At 63.4% G+C, this 23,207-nt stretch carries 19 protein-coding genes; 14 read left to right on the top strand and 5 right to left on the bottom strand.

The window, feature by feature from the left end; all coding sequences use genetic code 11:
* The first annotated feature begins 8 nt into the window (after positions 1-8).
* The 14 genes from PSAKL28_RS08040 to PSAKL28_RS07975 all read left to right on the top strand — a co-directional run bounded on the left by PSAKL28_RS08040 (position 9) and on the right by PSAKL28_RS07975 (position 17,636).
* A complete protein-coding gene (locus tag PSAKL28_RS08040) occupies positions 9-1,766 on the top strand; it encodes a bifunctional alpha/beta hydrolase/class I SAM-dependent methyltransferase (protein WP_038608778.1) in 1,758 nt (585 codons plus the stop codon).
* Complete coding sequence (locus PSAKL28_RS08035) at positions 1,766-3,118, top strand: phosphatase PAP2/dual specificity phosphatase family protein (RefSeq protein ID WP_371261982.1); 1,353 nt, start codon at positions 1,766-1,768, stop codon at positions 3,116-3,118. Before PSAKL28_RS08040 ends, PSAKL28_RS08035 begins: the two co-directional genes overlap by 1 nt.
* Positions 3,108-3,563: a hypothetical protein gene (locus tag PSAKL28_RS08030; protein ID WP_038608773.1), complete on the top strand. Its 456-nt coding sequence runs from the start codon at positions 3,108-3,110 to the stop codon at positions 3,561-3,563. The genes PSAKL28_RS08035 and PSAKL28_RS08030 overlap by 11 nt, the downstream gene beginning before the upstream one ends.
* Positions 3,564-3,572: 9 nt before the next feature.
* Positions 3,573-4,193, top strand: a complete 621-nt coding sequence (locus PSAKL28_RS08025) for a lysophospholipid acyltransferase family protein (RefSeq protein ID WP_038608771.1) — start codon at positions 3,573-3,575, stop codon at positions 4,191-4,193.
* Positions 4,194-4,195: 2 nt separating this feature from the next.
* On the top strand, positions 4,196-5,128 hold the full coding sequence (locus tag PSAKL28_RS08020; RefSeq protein ID WP_038608768.1) for a phosphatidate cytidylyltransferase: 933 nt from the start codon (positions 4,196-4,198) through the stop codon (positions 5,126-5,128).
* Positions 5,129-5,300: 172 nt separating this feature from the next.
* Entirely contained in the window at positions 5,301-6,260 is a 960-nt protein-coding gene (locus tag PSAKL28_RS08015; protein ID WP_038608766.1) for an AAA family ATPase, read from the top strand.
* 4 nt (positions 6,261-6,264) lie between these two features.
* Positions 6,265-7,209, top strand: coding sequence for a DUF58 domain-containing protein (locus PSAKL28_RS08010; protein ID WP_038608762.1), 945 nt, complete (start codon positions 6,265-6,267; stop codon positions 7,207-7,209).
* Positions 7,206-7,700 (top strand): DUF4381 domain-containing protein, encoded by a 495-nt coding sequence (locus PSAKL28_RS08005; RefSeq protein WP_038608759.1) that lies wholly within the window; start codon positions 7,206-7,208, stop codon positions 7,698-7,700. Before PSAKL28_RS08010 ends, PSAKL28_RS08005 begins: the two co-directional genes overlap by 4 nt.
* Positions 7,693-8,769 (top strand): vWA domain-containing protein, encoded by a 1,077-nt coding sequence (locus PSAKL28_RS08000; RefSeq protein ID WP_038608756.1) that lies wholly within the window; start codon positions 7,693-7,695, stop codon positions 8,767-8,769. Before PSAKL28_RS08005 ends, PSAKL28_RS08000 begins: the two co-directional genes overlap by 8 nt.
* Positions 8,766-10,484: a vWA domain-containing protein gene (locus PSAKL28_RS07995; RefSeq protein ID WP_038608753.1), complete on the top strand. Its 1,719-nt coding sequence runs from the start codon at positions 8,766-8,768 to the stop codon at positions 10,482-10,484. Before PSAKL28_RS08000 ends, PSAKL28_RS07995 begins: the two co-directional genes overlap by 4 nt.
* The gene (locus PSAKL28_RS07990) at positions 10,481-12,109 is read left to right on the top strand and encodes a BatD family protein (protein ID WP_038608751.1); all 1,629 of its coding nucleotides are present in this window, start codon (positions 10,481-10,483) and stop codon (positions 12,107-12,109) included. Before PSAKL28_RS07995 ends, PSAKL28_RS07990 begins: the two co-directional genes overlap by 4 nt.
* 51 nt (positions 12,110-12,160) lie before the next feature.
* The gene (locus tag PSAKL28_RS07985; RefSeq protein WP_038608748.1) at positions 12,161-13,402 is read left to right on the top strand and encodes an exonuclease SbcCD subunit D C-terminal domain-containing protein; all 1,242 of its coding nucleotides are present in this window, start codon (positions 12,161-12,163) and stop codon (positions 13,400-13,402) included.
* The gene (locus PSAKL28_RS07980) at positions 13,399-17,046 is read left to right on the top strand and encodes an AAA family ATPase (protein ID WP_038608745.1); all 3,648 of its coding nucleotides are present in this window, start codon (positions 13,399-13,401) and stop codon (positions 17,044-17,046) included. Before PSAKL28_RS07985 ends, PSAKL28_RS07980 begins: the two co-directional genes overlap by 4 nt.
* Positions 17,043-17,636, top strand: a complete 594-nt coding sequence (locus tag PSAKL28_RS07975; protein WP_038608742.1) for a glutathione S-transferase — start codon at positions 17,043-17,045, stop codon at positions 17,634-17,636. The genes PSAKL28_RS07980 and PSAKL28_RS07975 overlap by 4 nt, the downstream gene beginning before the upstream one ends.
* 191 nt (positions 17,637-17,827) lie before the next feature.
* Here PSAKL28_RS07975 and PSAKL28_RS07970 read toward each other — a convergent pair whose 3' ends face one another.
* The 5 genes from PSAKL28_RS07970 to PSAKL28_RS07950 all read right to left on the bottom strand — a co-directional run bounded on the left by PSAKL28_RS07970 (position 17,828) and on the right by PSAKL28_RS07950 (position 23,088).
* The gene (locus tag PSAKL28_RS07970) at positions 17,828-18,007 is read right to left on the bottom strand and encodes a hypothetical protein (protein WP_038616324.1); all 180 of its coding nucleotides are present in this window, start codon (positions 18,005-18,007) and stop codon (positions 17,828-17,830) included.
* 121 nt (positions 18,008-18,128) lie between these two features.
* Entirely contained in the window at positions 18,129-19,268 is a 1,140-nt protein-coding gene (locus PSAKL28_RS07965; RefSeq protein ID WP_038608739.1) for a lactonase family protein, read from the bottom strand.
* Positions 19,234-19,524 (bottom strand): DUF5629 family protein, encoded by a 291-nt coding sequence (locus tag PSAKL28_RS07960; protein WP_038608737.1) that lies wholly within the window; start codon positions 19,522-19,524, stop codon positions 19,234-19,236. Before PSAKL28_RS07960 ends, PSAKL28_RS07965 begins: the two co-directional genes overlap by 35 nt.
* Positions 19,525-19,639: 115 nt before the next feature.
* The gene (locus PSAKL28_RS07955) at positions 19,640-22,021 is read right to left on the bottom strand and encodes an efflux RND transporter permease subunit (RefSeq protein ID WP_038616321.1); all 2,382 of its coding nucleotides are present in this window, start codon (positions 22,019-22,021) and stop codon (positions 19,640-19,642) included.
* A gap of 20 nt (positions 22,022-22,041) precedes the next feature.
* Positions 22,042-23,088 (bottom strand): WD40/YVTN/BNR-like repeat-containing protein, encoded by a 1,047-nt coding sequence (locus PSAKL28_RS07950; protein ID WP_084589074.1) that lies wholly within the window; start codon positions 23,086-23,088, stop codon positions 22,042-22,044.
* Positions 23,089-23,207: the final 119 nt, after the last annotated feature.

Below are 23,207 nucleotides of genomic sequence, written 5' to 3'. Positions count from 1 at the left end.
AAGTTGCAATGCGCGATGCTCAGGATCAGACCTTCACCACCCATGACGGCGTAGCGCTGTTCTATCGCCACTGGCCAGCCAGCAACGCCACGCCGGGCGAGCCGCGCAAGGCCGTGCTGCTGTTTCACCGGGGTCACGAACACTCCGGGCGCATTGCCCACCTGGTGGATGAACTGGACCTGGCAGACACCGACTTCTTCGCCTGGGATGCCCGTGGCCACGGCCAGTCACCCGGCGCCCGCGGCGACAGCCCAAGCTTTGCCACCAGCGCCCGGGACGTGCAGACCTTCTGCGAGCACCTGGCTCAGGCCCATGGCATCGCCGAAGAAAACATCGCCGTAATTGCCCAAAGCGTAGGCGCGGTGATCGTTGCCACCTGGGTTCACGACTATGCCCCGCGCATCCGCGCACTGGTGCTCGCGTCTCCAGCGTTCAAAGTCAAACTTTACGTGCCCCTGGCCCGGCCGGGGCTGGCCTTGCTGCGTAAGCTGCGCGGCAACTTTTTCGTCGACAGCTACGTCAAGGCGCGCTTTCTCACTCACGATCCGCAGCGCGTAGCGTCCTACGACCAGGACCCTTTGATCACTAAAAGCATTTCGGTCAATGTGCTGCTGGGCCTCTACGAAGCCGGCGAACGCGTGGTCGCCGATGCTCAGGCGATCGGGGTACCGACCCAGTTGCTGATCTCCGGCGCCGACTTCGTGGTGCATCGCAAACCCCAGGAGCAGTTTTTCGAGCGCCTGGGCAGCGTGCACAAGGAAAAGCACATTCTGCCGGGGTTCTTCCACGACACCCTGGGGGAAAAAGATCGCGCCCCGGTCATCGCCCGCATGCGTCGCTTTATCCTGCAGAATTTCGCCAGCCCCTTGAACCGCCCGTCATTGCTGGATGCCGACCGCCTCGGCGCCACCTGTGCCGAGGCCGAGTCGCTGGCCACCGCGCTGCCACGCAACTCCCTGCGCGACCTGTATTGGCGCATGACGAGGGCCAGCCTCGGCCTGGGTAGCAAACTGTCGGCCGGGGTAAAGCTTGGCTTCGACACCGGTTTCGACTCGGGCAGTACCCTCGATTACGTGTACCGCAACCGCGCCACCGGGCTTTCGCCGATTGGCCGGTTGATCGATCGCAATTACCTCGACTCCATCGGCTGGCGAGGCATCCGCCAACGCAAGCTGCACGTCGAAGAGCTGTTGCGTCTGGCGATCACCGGGTTACGCGACCAGCAGCAGCCCGTGCGCATCGTCGACATCGCGGCAGGCCATGGGCGCTATATCCTTGAGGCCGTGCAAGGCATGAGCCCGTTGCCGGAGTCGATCCTGCTGCGTGACTACAGCGACATCAACGTGCGCGATGGCAGCGCGCTGATCGCTGAAAAAGGCCTTGGCGACATCGCCCGATTCGTCAAAGGCGATGCCTTCGACGGCCAGGACCTGGCTGCGCTGTCGCCAAAACCGAGCCTGGCGGTGGTCTCCGGGCTCTATGAACTGTTTGCCGACAATCAGATGGTCGGCCGCTCCCTGGCCGGGCTGGCCGATGCCATCGAACCTGGAGGTTATCTGGTCTACACCGGGCAACCCTGGCACCCGCAGCTGGAGCTGATCGCCCGCGCCCTGACCAGCCACCGCGCAGGCCAGGCCTGGGTGATGCGCCGCCGCAGCCAGGCCGAGATGGACCAGTTGGTGGAGGCGGCCGGCTTTCGCAAAGTGACCCAGCGCATCGACCAATGGGGGATTTTCAGCGTATCGCTCGCCCAGCGGGTGCAATGATGAGCCTGAGCGCCGCCGCCCCGCTGACCGCGCGCGAACCTGGCCTGCTGAAACCCGCCGTGCTCTGGCTGCTGCTTTTGGCGCCGTTGTTTTTCAGCACGTACGGCTTCGCCACCTGGGTCACCGCCCAGCGCGATGATGTCGGCAGCCTGGTGTTTGCCTGGGAACAGCATATGCCGTTCTGGCCGTGGACCATCGTGCCCTACTGGTCCATCGACCTGCTGTACGGCTTTTCCCTGTTGCTGCCGCGCAGCCGCCAGGCCCTCAAGCGTCATGCCCTGCGTCTGCTCACTGCCCAGCTGATTGCCGTCAGTTGCTTCCTGCTCTGGCCGTTGCGCTTCACTTTCGAGCGTCCCGAGCTGGACGGCGTGTTCGGCTGGCTGTTTGCCGTTCTTGCCGGTTTCGACAAGCCGTTCAACCAGGCCCCCTCATTGCACATCGCCCTGCTGGTGGTGCTGTGGGTGTGCTACGCGCAGCATTGCCGGGGCCTGTGGCGCTGGCTGGTGCATGGCTGGTTTGCCTTGATCGGCGTGTCGGTACTGACCACCTGGCAGCATCACTTCATCGATGTGCCCACCGGCGCCCTGGCCGGCTGGCTCTGTGTCTGGCTGTGGCCACTGGAGCGCCCCGGCATGCTGCAACGGCTACAGCTGACAGGCGATCGCAAACGCTGGCAGTTGGCAGTTGGCTACACACTTGGCGCCGCGCTGTTTGCCATTCCTGCCTTCGCCCTGGGCGGTGGCGGGTTGTGGTTGCTCTGGCCTGCGGTGGCACTGCTGCTGGTGGCGCTGAACTACGCGCTGTTCGATGCCGACGGTTTCCAGAAAGGCACCGACGGGCGCTTGAGCGCTGCCGCCTGCTGGTTGCTGGCGCCGTATCTGGCCGCCGCCTGGATCAACTCACGGCTGTGGACGCGGAAACACCCGCAGCCGGACCAGGTAATCGATGACGTCTGGCTAGGACGTATCCCTACCGCCACGCAATTACGCCACAGCCCGTTCAACGCCGCGCTCGACCTGTGCGCCGAGCTGCCCCTTGACCCTGGCACCGCGGCCTATCAGGCAGTGCCGGTGCTCGATCTGACAGCCCCCACGACAGCGCAATGCCTTGAGCTGGCCGAAGCGCTGGAACGCCTGCGCCAGCACGGCCCGGTGCTGGTCTGCTGCGCCCTGGGCTACTCCCGCAGTGCAACGGCAGTGGCCGCCTGGTTGCTGCACAGTGGCCGCGCCAGCAGCGTTGACGCCGCCCTCGAACTGCTTCGCCAGGCACGCCCGCGGGTGGTCCTGCACGCTGCGCACCGTCAGGCCCTGGCGCCGTTGAGCGAAAATCAGTCGAGGGTGTATGGCTACTGAAATGCAACTGTATTGTGTCGCCAGCCTGCTGCGTCGCGGACGCAGCCTGGACCAGTTATCCACCGGGCTGGCATTGCTGGGCGTATTGCTCGGGCTCGGCCCTTGGTGGCTGGCCACGTTCAACCCCTGGGCCCTGGCGGTCGGCTGCGGGTTGCTGATGCTGGGGGCAATGCAAAAATACTGGGCGCTGAGGGTGGCCTTCGATGCCGATCTGTTCCAACGGCTGGCCGATAACCCGTCAGCGCTGGACGACAATACCCAAGCGCTGGATCAGGCCCTGGCCTCACTTGGCCTGCAAGCTGCCGAACGCGGCGGCCGACCCTGGCCTGAGCGCAGTCGCGGCGCTTTGGCGCTGCTACGCCGTCAAGCGCTCGCGCTCGCAGCGCAACTACTCCTGGCCCTGGGCTGCCTGCTGGCCAGCCCCTGGTGGACCACAGCCGGATAAGGAATCCCTATGCTCGAACCTTTGGTCGCGCACCTCATCACCTCAGCCGCACGCTCAATCACCGGTGCCCGCAGCCTGTGGCTGGGCTGCGGGCCCGAGCCTGTACAGCGCATCTACTTTGCCAATCACAGCAGCCATGGCGACTTTGTGCTGTTATGGGCCTCGCTGCCACCGGCATTGCGCAAAACCACTCGGCCGGTAGCAGGGGCTGATTACTGGCAAACCTCTGCACTGCGCCGCTACGTGATCAATCAGGTGTTCAATGGCGTGCTGATCGACCGTGAGCGCCACGACCCACAAGCCAATCCCCTGCAACCCATGCTCGATGCCCTGGACGGTGGCGACTCACTGATCATCTTCCCCGAAGGCACGCGTAATCAGGAAGAAGGCCTGCTGCCGTTCAAAAGCGGACTCTTTCACCTGGCCACAGCCTACCCGCAGGTACAACTGGTGCCGGTGTGGATCGCCAATCTCAACCGGGTCATGCCCAAGGGCCGTGTACTGCCGTTGCCGTTGCTCTGCACCACCAGCTTCGGCGCACCACTGCAGCTCGAAGACGGTGAGAGCAAAACACAATTTCTACAACGTAGCCGTGCCGCGTTGCTGGACCTGGCCCCGGAGCCTTGCTGAACATGGATAACCAGACCCTGACGTTATTTGCCGGCATCGGCGCGCTGCTGCTGTCGGCCTCGCTGATCGGCTTGATCCTCAAATGGCGAACCGCTGGCAGCGCCAATGCCGTGATCGACAACCTCAATGCGCGGATCAATGCCTGGTGGGTGATGGTGCTGGTCATCGGCATCGCCTTCTGGCTGGGCAACGGTGCAGTGATCCTGCTGTTCTACGCCGTATCGTTCTATGCCTTGCGTGAATTCCTCACCCTGACCCCGACCCGGCGCAGCGACTATCCGGCCCTGGTGGCAGCGTTCTATCTGGCGCTGCCGCTGCAATACCTGCTGATTTACGCCGACTGGTATGGGTTGTTCTCGATTTTCATCCCGGTCTACGTGTTCTTGCTGCTGCCGATCCTCGCGTCCCTGGGTGGTGACAGCGCGCACTTTCTCGAGCGCGCCTCCAAAGTCCAGTGGGGCCTGATGATCGCGGTGTACTGCATATCGTTCGTGCCGGCCCTGCTAACCCTGGACATCGCCGGCTACGAGGGCCGCAATCTGCTGCTGATCGCTTACCTGGTGATCGTCGTGCAACTGTCCGATGTGCTGCAGTACGTCTGCGGTAAGTTGTTCGGCAAACACAAGATCGCCCCCAACCTGTCACCGTCGAAAACCGTCGAAGGCTTTGTCGGCGGCCTGTTACTGGCGTCGCTGATCGGCGCCGCGCTGTGGTGGATCACCCCGTTCAACCTCTGGCAGTCGTTCCTGATCGCGCTGCTGATCAACCTGCTGGGCTTTGCCGGTGGCATTGTCATGTCAGCGATCAAACGCGACCGTGGGGTCAAGGACTGGGGGCACATGATCGAAGGCCACGGCGGCATGCTCGACCGCCTGGACTCGGTGTGCTTTGCCGCGCCGATCTTCTTTCATCTGGTGCGTTACTGGTGGACCTGAGCCCGTCCCTACCCCAGTCGGTAGGAGCGGGCTTGCCCCGCGATACGTTTTCGAATTGCACAAAATTACCTGCCGCCATTAGTAGCCTGAGGCCCGGATAGATTAAAGTAACAGCCCCCGCCCGGGCGCTTTCACGCCGCACGCCCAGGCTTTTGTCCAGGAACCTTCAACGATGGAACACCGTGAGGCGCTGATCGCGCTGCGCACCTTTCTTTCAACCCAGATCCTTGGTCAGGAAAAACTCGTCGAGCGCTTGCTCATCGTGCTCCTGGCCGATGGCCACATGCTGGTCGAAGGCGCCCCTGGCCTGGCCAAGACCAAGGCCATCAAGGAACTGGCCGAAGGCGTCGAAGCCGAGTTCCATCGTATCCAGTTCACCCCCGACCTGCTCCCGGCCGACATCACCGGTACCGAAATCTACCGTCCGGAAACCGGCAGCTTTGTGTTCCAGCAAGGGCCGATCTTCCACAACCTGGTACTGGCCGACGAAATCAACCGCGCCCCGGCCAAGGTCCAGTCGGCATTGCTCGAGGCCATGGCCGAGCGCCAGGTCAGCGTCGGGCGCAGCACCTACGAGCTGTCGCCATTGTTCCTGGTCATGGCCACGCAAAACCCGATCGAGCAGGAAGGCACCTACCCGCTGCCCGAAGCCCAGCTCGACCGTTTCCTCATGCATGTGAAAATCGGTTTCCCGGACGCTTCAGTGGAACGCCGGATCCTCCTGCAGGCCCGCGGCGAAGCCCTCAATGGCGAGGCCAAGCCCGAGCGCCGGGTCAGCCAGCAGGCGATCTTCGCCGCGCGCAAGGAAATCCTCGGTCTGTACATGGCCGATGCGGTGGAGGAGTACCTGGTGCAACTGGTCATCGCCACCCGCACGCCGGGCAAATTTGATCCGGAGCTGGCCGACTGGATCGCCTATGGCGCCAGCCCGCGCGGCTCGATCGCCCTCGACCGTTGCGCACGCGCCCATGCCTGGCTGGCCGGGCGCGACTTCGTCAGCCCCGAGGACATCCAGGCGGTACTGTTCGACGTGCTGCGCCACCGCATCATTCTTTCCTTCGAGGCCGAGGCCGCCGGGATCGATCAGGACCGGGTAATCCAGCGCGTCCTCGACGTCGTCGCCGTCGCCTGACGCCATGCCCGATCGCCTGCTGGCCGCGCCCGGAATCCGTATCAGCCTCGCCGAGCTGATCGAGATGCGTCATCGTGTGCGCGAAGTGCAATTGTTCTCCCGGCCCGGCCAGCGCAGCCCGCTGGTGGGGCTGCACCACTCGAAGCTGCGTGGCCGCGGGGTCGACTTCGACCAGGTGCGGGTGTACCAGGCCGGTGACGATGTGCGCAACATCGACTGGCGCGTGACCGCACGCACCCAGGAACCGCATACCAAACTCTTCCATGAGGAGCGCGAGCGGCCGATCTACATTCTCGTCGAACAAAGCCAGCGCCTGTTCTTCGGCTCGGGACTGATGTTCAAATCGGTGCTCGCCGCCCAGGCCGCGGCGCTGATCGGCTGGGCCGCCCTGGGCCACAACGACCGCATCGGCGGCCTGGTGTTCGGCGACAACGAGCACTACGAAATCAAACCGCGGCGCAGCAAGCAGAGCCTGCTGCAATTGCTCAACCGCCTGGCCCGGGTCAACCAGTCGCTGCATACCGAAGCCAAGCCCCAGGCCGACAGCCTCGGACTTGCCCTGCGCCGCGCCCGTGAAGTGCTGCGCCCGGGCAGCCTGGCGATCATCATCTGCGACGAGCGTGCCTTGAGCCCGGCGGTGGAACAGCAACTGAGCCTGCTGTCGCGCCACTGCGACCTGCTCCTGCTGCCGCTGTCCGACCCGCTCGACCACGCCCTGCCCGCCGCCGGCCTGCTGCGCTTTGCCCAGCACGGCGCGCAACTGGAGCTCGACACCCTCGACCCAACCCTGCGCCGCAGCTACCGTCAACAGAGCGAAGCGCGTATCGAGCGCTGGGAACTGCTGGCACAGAAGCTGCGGGTGGTGCTGATGCCCCTGAGCACGCAAAGCGAAATGATCGAACAACTGCGCGAGTACCTCAATGCGCAACGACCGGGGAAAGCCCAGTGAACCCGCTGGAGCAACTTCAGCCACTGATCAGCCCGGCGCCGATCAGCTGGTGGCCACTGGCACCGGGCTGGTGGCTGTTGCTTGCCCTGCTACCGCTGCTGGGTTGGGGCGTGTGGCGCCTGCGCCACTGGCGCCCGGGCAAAAAGCCCATCGTGCGCGCCGAACTACCCCTCGACCCGATCCGGATCGAAGCGCTGGCGGAACTCGCGCGCCTGCCCAAACCCTATGACGGAGAACCGGCCGGCGCCTGGTTGCAGCAGATCAACGCACTGCTCAAACGCCTGTGCCGCAACCACTACCCCGGCAGCCACAGCCATACCCTCAATGGCCGGCAGTGGCTGGCCTTTCTCGACAACCGCTGCCCGGCCGCCGGCCTGACCCGCTGGATGGTCTTGGTCGAAGGCGCCTACAAACCCGAATGCAAGCTCGACGACAAGGCCATCGCCGGGCTCAATCAAGCGGTCGAAACCTGGATCCGTAAACATGTTTGAACTGGCCTGGCCGTGGGTGTTCCTGCTGTTGCCGCTGCCCTGGCTGGCGCGCTTGCTGCTGCCTGGCGCCGACAGTGGCGAACCAGTACTCAAAGTCAGCTTTCTCAATGAACTCGAAGGCCTGGCCGGGCGTCGTGCGCGTCTGAACCTGCCAACCTGGCGCCAGCAGGCCCCCTTTGTCGTGGTCTGGCTGTTACTGCTGCTGGCCGCCGCCCGCCCGCAGTGGCTGGGCGAGCCGGTGCCGGTGTCCGCCAGCGGCCGCGACCTGCTGGTGGCGGTGGATGTCTCCGGCTCCATGGACTTTCCCGACATGCACTGGCAGGACGAAGAGGTCAGCCGTCTGACCTTGGTCAAGACTCTGCTCGGCGACTTCCTTGAAGCCCGCCAGGGTGACCGTGTCGGCCTGATCCTGTTCGGCAGCCAGGCCTACCTGCAAGCACCGCTGACCTTCGACCGGCGTACCGTACGCACCTTCCTCGACGAAGCGCAGATCGGCATTGCCGGCAAGAACACCGCCATCGGCGATGCCATTGGCCTGGCACTCAAGCGCCTGCGCCAGCGCCCGGCGCAGAGCCGGGTACTGGTGTTGGTCACTGACGGCGCCAACAATGGCGGACAGATCCACCCATTGACCGCCGCCCGCCTGGCCGCCCAGGAAAACGTACGGATCTACACCATCGGCATCGGCGCCGACCCGGAAGAAACCGGCACTGCCGGCTTGCTTGGGCTCAATCCGAGCCTGGATCTGGACGAAGCCTCCCTCAAGGAAATTGCCGGGCTGACCGGCGGCACCTATTTCCGCGCCCGTGACGGCGAAGAGCTACGGGATATCGATGATGCCCTGGACCGTCTGGAACCGGTGGCCCAGCAACCGACCCAGGCGCGTACGGCCGAAGCCTTGTACAGCTGGCCGCTGGCGCTGGCCTTGCTGCTCAGCGTACTGCTGGTGATCCAGGAACAATGGCCGGACAACCGCCTGCAACGTCTGCTGCGCCGACCTAGCTTTCTTGTTCCACATGCGCAGTGGCGCGAGCGGCTCAAGCGCCTGCGCCTGAGGAGACGCCGATGATGGCTCTATGGCCTCAATGGCTGCGCCCGGCCTGGCTGATCGTTTTACCCCTGCTCGCCTGGTTGCTGTGGAAGCTCTGGCACCGGCAAAAACGCGCCGGACGCTGGCAAATGATCCTGCCGCCCAGCTTCCATGCCGTACTGCTGGGCGGTGGCAATGGCCGCGACAGCAAACTGCCGTGGATTGCTCTGGGTCTGGCCTGGCTGCTCAGCGTACTGGCGCTGGTCGGTCCCAGTTGGCAACGTCTGGAAGAAACCCGCCAGCGCCCTGCCGACCCGCTGGTAATCCTGCTCGAGCTGACCCCGCAGATGCTCGCCGAGGATGTCGCACCGACCCGCCTGGAGCAGGCGCGGCGCAAGATTCTCGACCTGCTCGAACACCGCCGCGACAGCCAGACCGCCATCATCGTCTATGCCGGTAGCGCCCATACCCTGGTGCCGCTGTCGGACGACCTGGCCACCAGCCGCAACCTGCTTGAAGCCCTCGACCCGTCGATCATGCCGCAGACCGGCCAGCGCGCCGACCTCGCCGTGCGCAAGGGCCTGGCCTTGCTCGCCCAGGCCGGCCTGGGCCAGGGTCGCTTGCTGCTGGTGGGCTCGTCCTTGAGCCCGCAGGAACGCGAAGCCATCAAGCAAGCCCTGGGGCGCCAGGGCCCGAGCCTGCTGATGCTGGGGATCGGTTCGGCACAAGGCGCTCCGGTCAGGCAAGCTAATGGTGAATTCCTCAAGGACGATCAGGGCGGTATCCTTCTGCCACGTCTGGACAGCGCCAGCCTTAGAGCATTTATCAGCAGCACCGGCGGGCGTTATCGCAACGCCCGTATCGACGACCTCGATCTGCGCGGTCTGCGTCTGTTCGAGAACCCGCAAAGCCTGCGCGACAACGGTCAGACCCTGCAGTTGGACAGTTGGGCCGACCAGGGCTACTGGCTGCTGTTGCCTCTGCTGCTATTGGCAGCCTGCGCCGGCCGCCGTGGCTGGCTGTTCTGCCTGCCGCTGCTGCTGGTGTTGCCGCAACCGAGCTACGCCTTCGAGTTCAATGACCTGTGGCTGCGTCCCGACCAGCAAGGCCAGCGATTACTCGAGCAACAGCGTCCGAATGAAGCCGCCGAGCACTTCCAGGATCGCCAATGGAAAGGCCTGGCGCTCTATGAAGCCGGCGACTACGAGGCTGCCGCGCGCCTGTTCGCCCAGGGCAACAGCGCTGCAGACCACTACAATCGCGGCAACGCCTTGGCACGTAGCGGGGAACTTGAAGCGGCGCTGGATGCCTATGAACAGGCGCTGGAGCGCCAGCCGGAATTGCAGCCTGCCTTGAACAACAAGGCGCTGGTCGAACAACTGCTGCAACAACGTCAGGCCGAACAGCCCGAGCAACCGCCCGAGCAAAATCAGCAGAGCGACGCCAACGCCCAGACTGACAGCAACAGCAGTGCCCAGAACAGTCAGGATCCGGCCAGCGAAAAGCCTGCACAACAGCCCAGCGACGCCCACAAGGACGACAGCAACAGCAGTGAGCAGGCACAAACCCTGGCCAACAACGGCGATGATGAAGAAACCACCCGGCCACCCCAGCGTCCGCTAGACAGCACCCTGGATGCCGAACAGCGCCAGGCGCTGGAACAATGGCTGCGGCAGATCCCGGACAACCCGGCCGAACTGCTTCGGCGTAAATTCTGGTACGAACAGCAACAACATCAGGAACCCCATCGATGAGTCGCGTCTGCGTCTTTGTACTCGGCCTCTTACTCTGCCTGCAGGTGCAGGCCGCGTCGCTGCTCGCCAGCGTCGATCGCGCACGCCTCAACGCAGGCGAAACCCTTGAGCTGACCTTGCAGACCCGCGACGTAACTCAGTTCGGCAAACCGGACCTGAGCCCGCTGGACGCCAATTTCGAAGTCCGTGACACCCGCCAGGTCAACAGCCTGAACAGCCTCGACGACCAGAACGCTGCCGGCACCCGCTGGATCATCACCCTGCTGCCGCGCCAGAGCGGCAGTGTGGAAATTCCGGCCCTGCAACTGGGCGAGCTGCGTAGCGAGCCGATCAGCCTGCAAATCCTCACGCAGCAAGCCAGCAGCGAGAATCACGGTCCGGTGTTCATCGATGCCAGCCTCGATCAACCCGAAGTCTACGTGCAGGCCCAGGCGGTACTGACCCTGAGCATCTATCACTCGGTGCCGCTGTACGATGACAGCAGCCTGAGCCCGCTGCAGATCGACAATGCCAAGGTCGAGCCGCTGGGTGAATCGCGTACCTTCGAGAAAGATATCGACGGTGTGCGCCACGGGGTGATCGAAATGCGCTATGCGATCTACCCGCAGCAAAGCGGCGACCTCAACATCCCGGCGCTGGCGTTCAGCGCCACGGCTGCACAGAATGATGCCGAGCAAGAACTCAATGCCCCCAGGGCCGGCAAACAGGTACGTGTCGACTCCACGCCGCTGGTGCTGACGGTCAACCCGATCCCCGCCGACTATCCGGCCGATGCCCCCTGGCTGCCGACCAGCAACCTGAGCCTGGAGGAACACTGGAGCCCCGACCCGGCGCAACAGCCGACCCAGATCGGCGACTCCCTGACCCGGACCGTGACGGTGCAGGCCGAAGGCCTCTCCAGTGCCCAGCTGCCACCGTTGCCGGCCACCGAAGTCACCGGCCTGCGCCGCTATCCGGACCAGCCGCAACTGCGCAACCAGGTCAATGACCGGGGCTTGCTCGGCATTCGCGAGGAACGCGAAGCCTTGGTTCCGACCCACAGCGGCAACCTGGAACTGCCCGCTCAGGAGGTGTTCTGGTGGAACACCCGTGAAGACCACCTGGAGCACAGCAGCCTGCCGGCGCGCAGCCTGCAGATCGAGGACAACCCGGCCCTGAGCGCCGACAAACCGGCCAATATCGACCCGGTCAGTGTCACCACCCGGCCGCTCTGGCCCTGGCAACTGAGTACCGCGTTGCTGGCCCTGACCACCCTGCTCGGCTTCGCCCTGTGGTGGCGTGCCCGTTCGCAACCGGCGGTGCTGCGTGCCGCCCAGAGCGGACCGAGCCCACGCACCCTGCTCGACGATCTCAAGCGCGCGTGCCAGGCCAACGACCCGCAGGCCACCCGCCAGGCGCTGGACGCCTGGGCCCGGCAACAGCCGGAAACCCTGGCGGAAATGGCCGCGCGCTTCGTGCCGCTGTCCGACGCCCTGGATGGTCTCAACGGTGCCCTCTACAGCGAAAGCGGGCAGTATTGGCAAGGTGAGGAACTGTGGCGTGCCATCGGCACCATTCCCGCGGCTGAACAGCTCCAGCCAACGGCCAGCGAAAACGGCAGCCTGCCGCCCTTGTACCCCAAATAACCCCAAGGCGTGACGCTCAACGCGTTGCGCCGGTAATCTGCGGAACCCTTCATGCGTCTGTTTCACACCTCCGACTGGCACCTGGGACAAACCCTGCATGGCCAGGAACGCGACTTCGAACACGCCTGTTTCCTTGACTGGCTGCTCGGCCAGCTCAAGCTGCGCCAACCTGATGCGCTGCTGATTGCCGGCGACATCTTCGACACGGTCAACCCACCGGTCAAAGCCCAGGAGCGGCTCTACGACTTTATCGTCCAGGCCCACGAGCAACAGCCAAAACTGAACATCGTGATGATTGCCGGCAACCACGACTCGGGCTCGCGCATCGAACTGCCAGCGCCGTTGATGCGGCGCCTGCGCACCCATGCCCTGGGCCGGGTGCAATGGCTCGATGACGGCGTCCTCGACAGCGATCGCCTGCTGATTCCCCTGACCAACGCCCGCGGCAAAGTCGCGGCCTGGTGCCTGGCCCTGCCCTTCCTGCGGCCGGCCGAAGTGACCGGCGCGCACCTGGGCGATGACTACCTGCGCGGTATCGGCCAGGTGCACGAGCGCCTGATCGAAGCCGCGCTGGAACGACGCAAGCCTGGCCAGGCGCTGATCGCCGTCAGCCATGCGCACATGGCCGGCGGCTCGGTCTCGGAAGACTCCGAGCGCAGCCTGATCATCGGCAACGCCGAAGCCCTGCCCGCCAGCCTGTTCAGCAAGGACATCAGCTACGTCGCCCTGGGCCACCTGCACAAACCGCAGCGGGTCAACCGCGAGGAACGCATCCGCTACAGCGGCTCGCCGATTCCACTGTCGTTCTCGGAAATTGGTTATCAGCACCAGATTCTCGAAATCGAACTCGATGGCAGCCAACTGGCCAGTGTCGAAACGCGTCTGATCCCCCGCGCCGTGCACCTGCAGCGCCTCGGTCCGGCGCCGCTGGCGGAGATTCTTGAGCAACTGGCCGAGCTGCCAGTAGTCGACCTGCTCGATGACCCGCAGCGCCAACCCTGGCTGGAAGTACGCGTGCGCCTCGACGAGCCGCAACCGGACCTGCGCCAGCAACTGGAAAGCGCCCTGCACGGCAAGGCCGTGCGCCTGGTACGCATTGGCGCCGAATATGCGGGTAACCGCGAAGGTGAAGCGCTGGATGACGCCGCCCTGGTGGAGCTGGGCCAGATGACGCCACAGGAACTGTTCAGCCGCGCCTGGGCCCAGGCCTATGGCAACGCCGTGGACGAACAGACCCTGGCCGACTTCGCCCTGTTGCTGCAGGACGTTCAACAGCAAGAGGAGCAGCCATGAAGATTCTCGCCATCCGCCTGAAAAACCTGGCATCCCTGGCTGGCCCGTTTGAAATCGACTTCACTGCCGAGCCCTTGGCCAGCGCTGGCCTGTTCGCCATCACCGGCCCTACCGGCGCCGGCAAAAGCACGCTGCTCGATGCCCTGTGCCTGGCCCTGTTCGGCGCGGTGCCGCGACTGAGCAACATCGGCCGCGAAACCAAGCTGCCGGAAGTCGACAGCGACATCCTCACCAGCGACCCGCGCACCTTGCTACGCCGCGGCACCGGCAGCGGTTTTGCCGAAGTCGACTTCGTCGGTGTCGATGGCCGTCGTTATCGCGCACGCTGGGAAGCCAACCGCGCCCGCGACAAAGCCAACGGCAAGCTGCAAGGCAGCCGCCAGAGCCTGCACGACCTGGACAGCGACCAACTGCTGAGCAACCAGAGCAAAGGTGAATACAAGCAACTGATCGAAGCCCGCCTGGGGCTGAACTTCGAGCAGTTCACCCGCGCCGTGATGCTGGCCCAGAGCGAGTTCAGCGCCTTCCTCAAGGCCGACGACAAAGACCGCAGCGAGCTGCTGGAAAAACTCACCAATACGGCGATCTACAGCCAGTTGGGGCGTCGCGCCTACAGCAAGAGCAAAGAAGCCGAAGAAGTCCACAAGGCCCTTGAAGACCAGGCTGCCGGCGTCATGCCGATGACGCCTGAAGCCCGCACCGACCTCGACCAACGTTATGCTCAGGCGCTGGAGCGCCTCAAGGGCGAGCAGGCGCAACTGCGTCAGCTCGAACTGCAACGCACCTGGCTGACCGAGCTGCAGCAGCTGCAAAATCAGGTACACAGCAGCAACGAGCAACTGCTCAGCGCCCAGCAGCACAGCGACAGCCTGCAAGGCGAACGCCTGAACCTGGTACGCCTTGAGCAACTGGCCCCGCAACGTCATCAATTTGCCCGTCAGCAGGCACTGAGCAGCCAGCTTTCACCCTTGGCCGCCAGCATCAGCGCCTTGCGCCAACAACACGACGAACTGCACACGCGCCAGCAACAGCTGCACGACCTACAGCACAACGCCCAGCAGGCATTGAACCAGGCCCTGGCCGAACAAAGCGACAGCGCGCCTTTGCTGCGCCAGGCCTTTGCCGAGCAGAACAGCGTCGCCCGCCTGTCACAAGAGCTGGGCAACTGCCTGGCGCTTAAACAGCAGGCCGAGCAAGCCTGCAGCGAAGGCCAGCAGCAGTTGCTCAATCTGGCTGAGCAGCAGCGCCTGAGTGCAGAACGCCTCGATCAGATCAGCCAACAGCTGGCCCAGAGTGCATCCCTGACCGGCCTGAGCGAAGCCTGGAATGCCTACCGCGATCGCCTGCAACAGCTGATGCAACTGGGTAACCGCCTCAATCAGGGGCGCGCCGAACTGCCCGGCCTGCAAACCCGTGCCGAGCAGGCAAGCGCCGCCCTCGAGCAACAGCGCGCCGCCATCGCCCTGCTCTACCATGAAGCCCAGGCTGAACCCGAAGCCCTGGCCGAGCAGATCGGCCTACTTGGCGAGCTGCTGCAGAAAAATCGCCAGCAGCAGCGCCAAGTGGAAGAGCTCAACCGGCTGTGGAGCCAGCAGCAAGAACTGGAGCAACGCCTGAGTGCCCTGCGCGAACGCCAGAAAATCGCCCTCAAGCAGCGAGAACAGCTGATCAGCGAAGGCCTCAACGGCAAGAACCAGCTGACCGCCGCCGAACAAGCGCTCAATGTCACCCGCCAGTTGCTCGAACGCCAGCGCCTGGCCCGTAGCCAGAGTGTCGAAGAGCTGCGCGCACAACTTCAGGATGACCAGCCCTGCCCGGTGTGTGGCAGCCAGGAACATCCCTACCATCAGCCCGAAGCCCTGCTGCAGAGCCTCGGGCGGCATGACCAGGATGAAGAACACAACGCCCAGCAGGCAGTCGATGAGCTGAAAAAGAAGCTCGACGAACTGCGCACGCAACTGGGCGGCGTCAACGGTCAGATCAAGGAATACCTGCACCAGCAGGAGCAACTGTCCGAGCAACTGCAAGGCCTGGCGCCGAGCCTGCAGGCACACCTGCTCTACCCGGCGCTGTCCGACCAGGAAGTCAGCCAGCGCACGGCCTGGCTGGAGCTGCAGGCCCGCCGCCTGAACGATGACATCAACCGCGACGAACAGCGCCAGAACGCCCTGCTGACCCTGCAAAAAGACGCCGCCCGCCTGCAGCAGCAACTGCAAGCCGCAAGCGAAGCCAGCCAGCAGGCCAGCCAGCATCTGCAGCAACAACAGCAAGCCCTAGGCGCCGATCAAGAGCGTCTGGAGCAGGAGCTGGCGAGCTTCGCCACGTTGCTGCCCGCCGACACCCTCGATGAACTGCGCCGTGAGCCGGCTGCAACCTTCCTGCGTCTGGACCAGCAACTGGCACAGCGCCTGGACCTGCTGCAACGGCAAAAAGATGAGCAGCTCGAGCACAGCGAACGCCAGCAGACCCTGGACAAGGCTCAGCTCCAGCAACAGACGCGGGCACAAAAGCAGCAGGAGCTGCAGGTGCAGTTCGCCGAGCTTGAACGCCAACAGCAACAGAGCCAGGCCAGCCTCACCAGCCTGCTCGCCGGGCAACCTGGCGCCGAGCAATGGCAGCACCACCTGGAGCAGGCGGTAGAGCAGGCTCGCCAGCAACAGGCGCAAGCAGCCCAGCAATTGCAGGACACCCAGGCACGCCTGATTGAACTGGCAGCCGAACTCAAGGCCAAGGGCGAGCGTTTGAGCGCCCTGGAACAGGAACACGCCGAGGTACGCGGCCAGATCGAGCAATGGCGCCAGGGGCATCCTGAACTGGATGACAGCGGCCTGGAACAATTGCTGGCCCTGGACGACAGCGCCGTCAGTCAGTTACGTCAGCGCCTGCAGGACAGCGAGAAAGCCCTGGAGCAAGCGCATATTCTGCTCAAGGAACGCCAACAGCGCCTGGAGCAACATCAGGCCCTGGCCAGCCTGGAGGTGCCCGCCGAGGCGCTGGAGCAAGCACTGCAAACCTTGCAGGAACAACTGTCGGCCAGCGAACAGGCCTGCGCCGAACTGCGTGCCGAACAGGCTGACGACCAGCGCCGTCAACAGGCCAACCAGGCCCTGGCCGAGCAAATTGCCCAGGCCTACGGTGAATGGCAACGCTGGGCGCGGCTCAATGCCCTGATCGGCTCGGCCACCGGTGACACCTTCCGCAAGATCGCCCAGGGCTACAACCTCGACTTGCTGGTGCATCACGCCAATGCCCAGCTGCGCCAGCTGGCCCGGCGCTATCGCCTCAAGCGCGGTGGCAGCCTGCTGGGTCTGCTGGTGCTGGATACAGAGATGGGCGACGAGCTGCGCTCGGTGCACTCATTGTCCGGTGGCGAGACCTTCCTGGTGTCGCTGGCCCTGGCGTTGGGCCTGGCGTCGATGGCTTCGAGCACCTTGCGCATCGAATCGCTGTTTATCGACGAAGGCTTCGGCAGCCTCGATCCGGAGTCGCTGCAACTGGCCATGGACGCCCTTGATGGCCTGCAGGCCCAGGGCCGCAAGGTCGCGGTGATTTCCCATGTGCAGGAAATGCACGAGCGCATCCCGGTGCAGATCCAGGTGCGCCGTCAGGGCAATGGTTTGAGTACGGTGGAGGTCAGCGGATGATTCTCTATTCGTTCCGCCGCTGCCCCTGGGCCATGCGCGCACGACTGGCCCTGCACTATAGCGAATGTCCGGTGGAGATCCGCGAAGTCAGCCTCAAGGCCAAGCCGGCCGAGCTGCTCGCGCTTTCGCCCAAAGGCACGGTACCGGTACTGAGCGCGGATGAGCAGGTGCTGGATGAAAGCCTGGATATCATGCGCTGGGCCCTGGCCCGGCATGATCCGCAGGACTGGCTGCTGCGTGCCGACCCCGAGGCGGCGCAAGCGACCGATGCGCTGATCGCGCGCAATGACCGGGATTTCAAGGTCCAGGTCAACCTGTACAAATACGCCGAGCGCTACCCGGAGCACTCACGTGAGTACTACCGGGCGCAAGCTGAAGTCTGGTTGGCCGAACTGGATGGAAGGCTGGCGCAACGGGCGTATCTGTTCGCCGACCACCCGAGCCTGGCCGATGCTGCCTTGCTGCCGTTGATGCGCCAGTTTGCCGGGGTCGAACCGGACTGGTTCGCCAGCGCGCCCTACCCGCACCTGCGCGGGTGGTTGCAGGGTTGGCTGGAGTCGGCGTTGTTCAAGGCGATCATGGCGCGCTGACGCCCGTATCGCGGGGCAAGCCCGCTCCCACAGCCCCGCGATCACAATGCCAGGATTGGCGAAGAATAGAGGAACAGCAACACCGCCAGGATTCGCCATTTCATGTCTTTATCCCCTGAGGACAAACGTCAATAAATTAGCGTCAAATTCAATCACATGGCGATGTGCTATTACCAGAATATTTACACGCTTCAGTGCTGCGACTTGTGGTCCAGCGCGGCATAGAAGTTGGCGCTTTGTTGCAGGTATTTCTGGGTGTAGCTGAGGGTGGAGGATTTACGCTCGCTGATTTCAACCTGAGCATGAGCAGGCAGGGCAACCGAAGCAGAAATGGCAGAAGCGGCGATGACCGGGAAAAGATTGAAGTTCATGGCGCTGACCTCGAAGTCTGTGGTTTGAAGTGGCCGTTGCAGGCCGTGGTCCAAACTTACGCCGCTGGCGCGGCGCACAGAAATTCATTGCAGCAGTAGCCATTATCAAGGCGGTTGATAGTCAGTCGATAAACTTGAGGTCCGACGGCGCATCCTGAGACAGCTTCTGCAGCGTTTCACCAAGCATGCCGCTGCGTGGATCGCGGCGGATCACCACGATCTCGTTGCTTTTCTGGTTGGCCACCAGCAGGAACTTGCCAGACGGATCGATGGTGAATTCCCGCGGGTGATCACCCTCGACACTGCGGCGCTGCACCTGCATCAACTTGCCGCTGTCTTCATCCACGGCAAACACCAGCAACTCGTTGGCCGTGCCACGGTTGCTGACATACAGAAAACGCCCGTCAGCCGACAGGTGCAAGGCGCCTGCGGCCTTGGCCGAGGCATCGTTCTGCTCGGTCAGCGGCAGGCGCTGAAGCTCCTCCAGCTTGCCGTCCTGATGGGCGAAGACCACCACTTGCGCGCTCATCTCCAGGGTCAGGTAGGCCTGCTTGCCATCGCTGCTGAACAGCAGATGGCGCGGCCCGCTGCCCGGCGGCAGATCGATCGCTGGCGGGTCGGCCGGGCTCAGCGGTTTCTTCGGGCTGGCACCGTCATAGCGGTAGATGAACACCTTGTCGGCGCCCAGGTCGCTGGCAAACACGAAATGCCCATCAGGCGAGGACACCACCGAATGCACATGCGGGCCGGCCTGGCGCTGCGGGTTGGCGCCGCTGGCCTTGTGCTGGTCCTGCTGCACCGAGCCAGACAGCTTGCCGTCCTTGGCCACCGGCAACACGCTGAGGCTGCCGCCAGGGGTCGGCTGCACACCGTAGTTGGCCACGAACAGGTAGCGCTGGTCATGGCTGAGGCTGGCATGGGTCGGCTCGTCGCCGGCACTACTGACCTGGTTGAGGGCTTTGAGGCTGCCGTCTTTGGCACTGACGGAAAAACTGCTGGCCTGACCTTTGCCTGCCCCGTTCTCGTTGACCGCGAACAGCAGGCGATTGTCGATCGACAGGGTCAGCCAGGAAGGGTTTTCACTCTTGAGCACCTGCAATGGCTTGGCATCGATCTGACCGCTGTCACTGTTGAACGCGTAACGGTAGAGCCCTTCACTGGCACCATCGGTGTAACTGCCCACCAGCAACTGCGCACCGTGGGCGGTGGCGAACACACTCATGGCACTAGCGATCAGCAGGGTCTTCAGCTGGCGTTTCATCGTCATCCTCGTCCGGGGCGCGAAAGGCACTCATACAGACTAGTCGATGCTCGGTGCTGTCGGCAGCGATCAGCCAATCGCCGCCGTCTGCGCGGGCGGCAGCGATCTGCTCGGGGGTGAAGGACCACTTCTTCAGGGCCCGGCCATCCATGCATTCGATGTGCAGACCGGTATCGTCGAAGGTGAAGTCGAAGGCGTGCAGGCCGTCAATCAGGAGCATGTCGCAGGACTGCAGGACTTGGGAAAGGGTTGTCATCAGGAGAGTATCGTCAGAAAAAAACTTATGATACCTGAAAGCATCGCGGGGCAAGCCCGCTCCCACAGGTATCACCAGACCTGTGGGAGCGGGCTTGCCCCGCGATGGGGTTTCATCAATGCGCGAAAATCGATCCCCCCGCCTTGCCCGCCATTTTCTCCGGCTTGATCAGGAACCGCGCCAGTGCTGGCAGCAGCCACAGTGCACCGAACATGTTCCACAGCAGCATGAAGGTCAGCATCAGGCCCATGTCCGCCTGGAACTTGATCGCCGAGAAGATCCAGGTGCACACACCGATGGCCAGGCAAAGACCGGTGAACAGCACCGCTTTACCGGTGGACTTGAGGGTCTGGTAGTAAGCCTCCTGCAACGGCAGCCCGGCACGCAGGAAACTTTCCAGGCGGCTGTAGATGTAGATGCCGTAGTCGACACCGATACCGACACCCAGCGCCACCACCGGCAAGGTCGCGACCTTGACGCCGATGCCCATGAACGCCATCAACGCGTTGCCGAGCACCGAGGTCAGCACCAGCGGCAGGACAATGCACAGGGTCGCGGCAAAGGAGCGGAAGGTGATCATGCACATCACCGCCACACAGATGTACACCAGGATCAGGATGGTCAGCTCGGCCGACTTGATCACTTCGTTGGTGGCCGCTTCGATACCGGCGTTACCCGCCGCCAGGAGGAACTCCAGGCCTTCCTTGTTGTGGGTATCGGCAAACTCCTGCACCGCCTTGACCGCACGATCGAGGGTCTCGGCCTTGTGGTCGTTGAGGAACACCAGCACCGGCGCCAGCGAGCAGTCAGCGTTGTACAGGCCGTCGGCGCGGGAGATCGAGCTGTTGAGCACATCCGGGTTACGCGACAGGCTTTCCCATTTCAGGTTGCCTTCGTTCATGCCCTTGATCATTTGCTTGGACACAGTGACCAGGGAAATCGCCGACTGCACGCCCGGGGTGTTCTCCATCTTCCACATCAGCTCATCGATCGGCGCCATGGTCGAGTAGATCGAGCAACCCTCGGTCGGGGTCTTGACCATCACCACCAGCACGTCGGAGCTGGTCGAGTAGTTATTGATGATGAAGCTGTTGTCCTTGTTGTAGCGCGAATCCGGACGCAGTTCCGGCGCGCCCTGGTCGAGGTCGCCGATCTTCAGGTTCTGGCTGTACCAGAGGCCGCCGCCGAAGGCCAGCAAGGCCAGGACGATGGACACCGGCGCAACCTTGGCGCTGGCGAAGTTCGACAGCAAGCGCCAGAACGGATGCTCGCGGGTCGCGTCTTTCTTGCTGCGCTCGATGGCCTTCTTGCTGATGCCGACATAGGAAATCGCTACCGGCAACAGGATCAGGTTGGTGAACACGATCACCGCCACGCCGATCGAGGCACCGATGGCCAGCTCGCGGATCACACCGATGTCGATGATCAGCAAGGTGATGAAGCCCACGGCGTCGGCCAGAATCGCAATCATCCCCGGCAGGAACAACTGGCGGAAGGTACGCCGGGCAGCGGTCAGGGCGTTCTCGGCCTCGCTCGATTGCAGGGCGATACCGTTGATCTTCTGCACGCCGTGGGAGATACCGATGGCGAAGATCAGGAACGGCACCAGCATCGAATACGGATCGAGCCCGAAGCCTACCGCGTGCATCAGTCCCAGTTGCCAGACCACTGCCACCAGGGTGGTGATCAGCACGGCGATGGTGCTGCGGATACACCAGGTGAACCAGTACAGCAGGATCCAGGTGATCACCAGGGCGATGCCGAAGAACATCGCCACCATGACCAGACCGTCGATCAGGTCACCGACTTTCTTGGCAAAACCAACAATGTGCACTTTCACATGGGGGTTCTGCGCCTGGAACTTGTCGCGGATCTTTTCTTCCAGTTGATGGGAGAACTGCTGGTAGTCGAGCTTGATCAGCTTGCTCTGGTCCTGTGGATCCGGGTAGGACTCCAGCAGCGGCACGTCAATGATGCTCGACTTGAAGTTGTTACCCACCAGCCGCCCGACCTGTCCGGACTTGAGCACGTTGTTGCGCAGTTGATCGAGGCTGTCGGCCGAGCCGTCGTAGGTATTGGGGATGACTTCACCACCGGCGAAGCCCTCTTCGGTTACCTCGGTCCAGCGTACGCTGGGACTCCACAGCGACTTGAGCCCGGAGCGGTCGACACCGGGAATGTAGAAGACCTCGTCGTGAATCTGGCGCAAGGTCTCCATGTAGTCCTTGCTGAAGATATCGCCATCGGTGGCCTCCACCGAGATACGCACGGTATTGCCGAGGTTGGCCAGGTCGTTGCGGTGTTCGAGCATCTTCTCGATGAAGGGGTGCTCAAGCGGAATCATCTTCTCGAAGCTGGTCGAAGGACGGATCTGCGTGGCCTGCCAGAACAGGAACACACTGACCAACAGGCAGATGAGGATCACCACCGGACGGTTGTTGAAGATCAGGCGTTCAAGCAGCGTCGCCTTGTCCTGATGGTGTTGCTGCTGATTCATGTTGAACTGCTCCTGCTGGCTCATGGCTGCACTCCTTCGGCACCCTGGGCCGAGGCCAGGTGCACGCCACCCTGGCCAACCAGCACCAGGCCTTCACCGTTTCTACCGCTGACGCCCGCCAGGGCGATGCGATCCGCGCGGTTGTAAACGCTGAACGTCTGACCGTCGTCACTGCTGCGCAGGACGCTGCCACCATTGCCGACCAACACCAGGCTGCCATCATCGAGAAGCGTAGCGCTTGCCAGGCCAAATTCGAGGGTGCCGCGGGCAGCTTTCAGTTCGATCTGCTGCCAGCTGTCACCGAAATCCGTGGAGCGGTAGAGGTTGCCGCGCAATCCATAAGCCAGCAGTGTGCGTGGCTGGGCAGTGCCGATCACGCCGAACAGCGAACCCTGGTAAGGGCCTTCGAGCTTCTGCCAGGTCTGGCCGTCGTCGCTGGAGCGGAACATGCTGCCCTGCTCGCCGACGATGAACAGGCCGGCGTCCTTCACCTGCGCGATGCCATTGAGGTGGAACTGGTCTTCGTTGTCCAGGCGCTCGGCAACGTCGCTCCACTGCTTGCCACCGTCGGTGGTTTCCAGCAATGCACCGTAGGCGCCCACGGCAAAGCCGTGCTCGGCGTCCTTGAACCAGACATCCAGCAGCGGCGCTTCGCGTTGCAGGTCTTCGAATTGCTTGGTCCAGGTCACACCGCCATCAGTGCTGACGAGAATCTGTGCGTCATGACCGACCGCCCAGCCGTGCTTGTCATCGACAAAATATACTGCCGTGAGCAGTTGCCGGGTCGGCACCTTGGATTGGGTCCAGGACTTGCCCTGGTCATCGGAGAAGAGGATATGACCGCGATCGCCAACAGCGACCAGTCGTGCACCTGCACGGGTCACGTCGAGCAACAGGCTTTTTTCGGCTCTGGCCGATTCGGTGGAGTAAACCGGCGCTTCAGACGTTGCCGCCTCGACCGTGCTGGCCCACAGCCCCATTGCCAACACCAGCACTGCGCTGGCGGCCAATACCCCTGGTCGTGCGCGCGCTGCGCAACCGGGACCTGCCATGTACGGCTCGGTCATAGATCTGTCCCCCGATTATTGTTATTTGGGTCAATCTATTTGCGGGTGCTGGTGGAAACCGTGTTCCAGAGCCCCGCAAAAGCTGAAAGCCATCCTATCGGGGTTTGCGAAGGGCTGAC

Source organism: Pseudomonas alkylphenolica (assembly GCF_000746525.1).
Classification (GTDB): Bacteria; Pseudomonadota; Gammaproteobacteria; order Pseudomonadales; family Pseudomonadaceae; genus Aquipseudomonas; species Aquipseudomonas alkylphenolica.
This window is presented reverse-complemented; position numbering and strand designations above follow the sequence as displayed.

Bases quoted from the DNA above. Each gene is read 5' to 3' on its own strand.
- PSAKL28_RS08040 (WP_038608778.1), top strand. From the start codon at position 9: ATGCGCGATGCTCAGGATCAGACCTTCACCACCCATGACGGCGTAGCG.
- PSAKL28_RS08035 (WP_371261982.1), top strand. From the start codon at position 1,766: ATGAGCCTGAGCGCCGCCGCCCCGCTGACCGCGCGCGAACCTGGCCTG.
- PSAKL28_RS08030 (WP_038608773.1), top strand. From the start codon at position 3,108: ATGGCTACTGAAATGCAACTGTATTGTGTCGCCAGCCTGCTGCGTCGC.
- PSAKL28_RS08025 (WP_038608771.1), top strand. From the start codon at position 3,573: ATGCTCGAACCTTTGGTCGCGCACCTCATCACCTCAGCCGCACGCTCA.
- PSAKL28_RS08020 (WP_038608768.1), top strand. From the start codon at position 4,196: ATGGATAACCAGACCCTGACGTTATTTGCCGGCATCGGCGCGCTGCTG.
- PSAKL28_RS08015 (WP_038608766.1), top strand. From the start codon at position 5,301: ATGGAACACCGTGAGGCGCTGATCGCGCTGCGCACCTTTCTTTCAACC.
- PSAKL28_RS08010 (WP_038608762.1), top strand. From the start codon at position 6,265: ATGCCCGATCGCCTGCTGGCCGCGCCCGGAATCCGTATCAGCCTCGCC.
- PSAKL28_RS08000 (WP_038608756.1), top strand. From the start codon at position 7,693: ATGTTTGAACTGGCCTGGCCGTGGGTGTTCCTGCTGTTGCCGCTGCCC.
- PSAKL28_RS07995 (WP_038608753.1), top strand. From the start codon at position 8,766: ATGATGGCTCTATGGCCTCAATGGCTGCGCCCGGCCTGGCTGATCGTT.
- PSAKL28_RS07990 (WP_038608751.1), top strand. From the start codon at position 10,481: ATGAGTCGCGTCTGCGTCTTTGTACTCGGCCTCTTACTCTGCCTGCAG.
- PSAKL28_RS07985 (WP_038608748.1), top strand. From the start codon at position 12,161: ATGCGTCTGTTTCACACCTCCGACTGGCACCTGGGACAAACCCTGCAT.
- PSAKL28_RS07980 (WP_038608745.1), top strand. From the start codon at position 13,399: ATGAAGATTCTCGCCATCCGCCTGAAAAACCTGGCATCCCTGGCTGGC.
- PSAKL28_RS07975 (WP_038608742.1), top strand. From the start codon at position 17,043: ATGATTCTCTATTCGTTCCGCCGCTGCCCCTGGGCCATGCGCGCACGA.
- PSAKL28_RS07970 (WP_038616324.1), bottom strand. From the start codon at position 18,007: ATGAACTTCAATCTTTTCCCGGTCATCGCCGCTTCTGCCATTTCTGCT.
- PSAKL28_RS07965 (WP_038608739.1), bottom strand. From the start codon at position 19,268: ATGAAACGCCAGCTGAAGACCCTGCTGATCGCTAGTGCCATGAGTGTG.
- PSAKL28_RS07960 (WP_038608737.1), bottom strand. From the start codon at position 19,524: ATGACAACCCTTTCCCAAGTCCTGCAGTCCTGCGACATGCTCCTGATT.
- PSAKL28_RS07955 (WP_038616321.1), bottom strand. From the start codon at position 22,021: ATGAATCAGCAGCAACACCATCAGGACAAGGCGACGCTGCTTGAACGC.
- PSAKL28_RS07950 (WP_084589074.1), bottom strand. From the start codon at position 23,088: ATGACCGAGCCGTACATGGCAGGTCCCGGTTGCGCAGCGCGCGCACGA.